Origin of the sequence: Patulibacter sp., assembly GCF_030655195.1 — a bacterium.
GTDB lineage: Bacteria > Actinomycetota > Thermoleophilia > Solirubrobacterales > Solirubrobacteraceae > Patulibacter.
The window spans coordinates 1-3,299 of the sequence record NZ_JAURWA010000189.1 but is presented as its reverse complement, the minus strand read 5'-3'; the positions used below and the strand labels follow the sequence as shown (position 1 = coordinate 3,299).

Sequence of the window (3,299 nt, the reverse complement as noted above, 5' to 3'; positions counted from 1 at the left end):
CGGCGACCGGCGGGCGGGACGCGGCGCGTCCGCGGGCGCCCGGGGCACCCGCCGGTGACGGCGGCGGGCCGTCGTCCGCGGCGGGCCGCCCCCGACCCCGTCGTCGAGCACCGCGCCGCCACCCCGGGCACTAGGCTGGGGTCCCGCCGATGACCGACGTCCCCCTGCCCGCCACGATCGACGCCGCCGCGCCACCCCTCGGCAAGCGGGAGGCCACCAAGGCCGCCAACCGCGAGGAGATCCGGGCCGCGGCCATCGAGGCGTTCTCCGAGCTCGGCTTCGGCGCGACGACGGTGCGCGACATCGTCCGGCGCACGTCCCTGGCCTCGGGCACCTTCTACAACTACTTCGCCGACAAGGACGCGATCCTGGCGGAGTTCGTCGGCGAGCACGTGGCCGAGGCGGACCGGCGGATGACCGAGGCCCGGCAGGCGGCGACGACGCCGCGCGAGGCCGTCGAGCTCGGGGCGGCGGCGTACTTCGGCCTGCTCATGGAGCGCCAGGACCTGCTGGCGATGTTCCGGCGCAACGCCGGGACGATCCGCGCCTACGCGGCCGGCGACGTCATGACCCACGTCGTCGCGAGCTTCCGCGAGGACCTCGACCGCCTGCTGGCCGACGTCGGCGGCGCGGACCTCGACACCGAGCTGCTCGCGTCCGGGGTGATGGGGGCGGGGATGGACATCGCGATGCGGTTCGCGGAGCGCGGGGGCGAGGATCCGGCGGTCGCTCTCGGCGTCCTGCGGGCGCTGCTGGTCGACGGGATCCTGGGCCGCGCCGAGCGCTGAGCGGCCGTGGGCCTCGTGCGCGGTCGGCGTACGCGGGGCGGGCGCCCACGGCGGCGCCGCGACGGTCGGCGACCAGGGGCGGAGCCGGCCACGGACGGCCGTCCCCGCTGACCTACACTCGGTGGGTGTTCTGCCGTCATGGTCGCCGTGAAGACCGCTGCATCGTCTGTCTCGGGGAGAAGCGCCGCGCGCGGGAGGCCGCGGGCAAGAAGGCCCGCAACCCGAAGATCACGAGCTCCAGCCGGGCCGCCGGCTCACGCGCCGTGTCGCGCACCGCGGCCGCGGGTGCGGTCGGTGCCCGCCGTCCCGCCGCGTCGGGCGTGCGCGTCAAGAAGCTGACCCGCCACGCCGAGGACGGCTGGAGCCACGACCTGCTCCCCGGCCTGCGCTCCAGCGGCGAGGCGCTCGACCTGCTCTCGCACCTGTCCCGTGCCCGGGTCCGCCTGGACCGGATGGCCACGGACGCGCCCGGGCCCTACGCGACGGCGCGCGCGCTCGCCGGGGGCGAGACGGACGACCGCGAGGAGGCCGCCTGGATCCTCTTCCAGGTCGCGTACTACGGGCCGCTCGAGGGCGACGAGCCGTTCCGCGAGATCGACCGCCTGCTCGTCCGGCGCGACGACGCGCTGCCGGCCGCCGACGCGCTGCGCGACGTCGCGGTCGGCCCGCGCGGGGCCCACGCGCACGACCGGGGGACCGCGACGCTCCAGGGCTATCGCGACTGGGCCGCCCGGGTCGGCGGGCAGCTGGCCGGGCTCTCGGCCGGCGGCACCGACCCCGCCCGGCGGTTCGACGCGGCCTACCGCGCCCTCGCGCTGCCGGGCCTCGGACGGGACGCCCGCTTCGAGTTCCTCGTGTCGCTCGGCGCCGTCGGGCTGCTGGACGCGGCCCCGTGGTCGCTCCTGCTGGACGCCGGCCGCGACCCGGTCTCCGTGTCCGCCAAGCGGGCGTTCCTGACCGGCGACGCCGTGCTGCTGCAGCGGCGCTTCGGCGCCTTCGCACGGGCCGTGGGCGTGCCGGTGGCGGCGTTCGATCTCGGTCTGCGCAACTGGGACCTGCGCCCCGGGCCCTCCGTCCCGCTCGGGTACCTGCAGGGCGGCGTCCCGTGCGAGCCCGACGCCGACGAGGTCGCGCTGATGGCCGCCGAGCTCGGGCTGCAGACGGAGGAGCAGCCCGCCGCCGGCGGCACGATCGAGGGCTGACCCCCGGGCGCCACCGGCGTACGTCGTGCGCGCGGTGTGGCGTCACGATCAGGGGGGTGATTTGATGCGGGTCCGAGGGTCCTCCGGGTGAGCCGCCCTCCTCCGGCTCCGCCCCATGCCCGAAGCCCAGCCGCCAGACCTGCCCCGAGCCCCCGAACGGCCGGTCGTCCCGCCGAGACCGCTCCCCCGACCGGGGCTGGACCCGGCCCGTGCCCTGACCGAGCACGAGGGCGTCATGTACACGAGCGCCCGTCGCGTCTCGCTCTGCGACGACGACGCCCACGACGCCGTCCAGGCGACCGCCGAGCGCTTCCTGCGGCACCAGCACCGCGTCGACCCCGAGACCGTCGCCGGCTGGCTCGCCGTCGTCGCCCGTCGCGAGGCGCTGCGGGTGCGGGAGCGCCGGGTCCGCACAGGCGCGATCGACGAGGACGACCACCGGTTGATCCACCTCGGCGACGGGCCCGCCGACCTCGCGGCGCGCGAGGAGGACGTCGCCCTCGCCCGTGAGGCGCTGGCGCGGCTGAAGCCGCAGGAGCGCCTGGCGCTCTGGATGCAGGCGGAGGGCCGCAGCTACGACGAGATCGCGGAGGAGCTCTCCTGGACCCGGACGAAGGTCAACCGCAACATCACCGAGGGCCGCGCCCGCCTGCGCAAGGCCCTCACGGGCATCGCCCTGGGGGAGGGCTGCGCGGCGGCCGGCCCGCGGATCGACCGCCTCGCGGCGGGTGACGCATCGCCGGCGGACCTGCAGGAGCTCCGCCCGCACCTGCGCCGCTGCGCCGGCTGCCGGGGCCGGCTGCGGCGAGCACGTGGCGGTCGCTGGAGCGTGCTGCCGCCGATCGTCGTCGCCTGGCTCCCGTGGGCCGGGCGCGGTCCCGCGGCGGGCGGCGCGCCGTCGCCCTTCCGCACGCGGGTTGGCGAGGTCGTGGCAGACCGGCTGGCGCTCGTCCTGCCCGCCGGTGCCGGTGCGGTCACCGAGGCCGGGCTCGCGCTGACGACCGGGCTCGCCGTGGCGGCGCTCGGCGTGGGCGTCGTGGCGGGGACGGCGGGCGGGGACGACCCGCCCGCTCGCGGGGACGATCGCCGCGCGGGTGTGGTGCGGCCCACCGCGGCCCCGGCGGGGCCGGCGGCGCCGGCGGGCGGGACGGTCTCCGCCACGCCGGTCGCCGCGGCGCGTTCGTCGCTGTCGCAGGTCGTGGCCTCGTGGTCGTCGGCGGACCGGCGCGAGGCGCTGGCCCGGGAGCGCGCGTCCGACCGGCGGGCGGCGGAACGCCGGGCCGAGGCCCGCCGCCGTGCCGCCGCCCGG

The 3,299-nt window shown here is 78.2% G+C and carries 3 protein-coding genes; all 3 read left to right on the top strand.

Going from position 1 to position 3,299, the window contains the following annotated elements; all coding sequences use genetic code 11:
- Window positions 1–149: 149 nt before the first annotated feature.
- Entirely contained in the window at window positions 150–788 is a 639-nt protein-coding gene (locus Q7T67_RS20195) for a TetR/AcrR family transcriptional regulator (protein ID WP_304794230.1), read from the top strand.
- Between the two features lie 125 nt (window positions 789–913).
- A complete protein-coding gene (locus Q7T67_RS20190) occupies window positions 914–1,990 on the top strand; it encodes a hypothetical protein (protein ID WP_304794227.1) in 1,077 nt (358 codons plus the stop codon).
- A 115-nt stretch (window positions 1,991–2,105) separates the two neighbouring features.
- Window positions 2,106–3,299, top strand: a 1,194-nt coding sequence (locus Q7T67_RS20185) for an RNA polymerase sigma factor (protein ID WP_304794223.1), incomplete at its 3' end; no start/stop codon positions are given.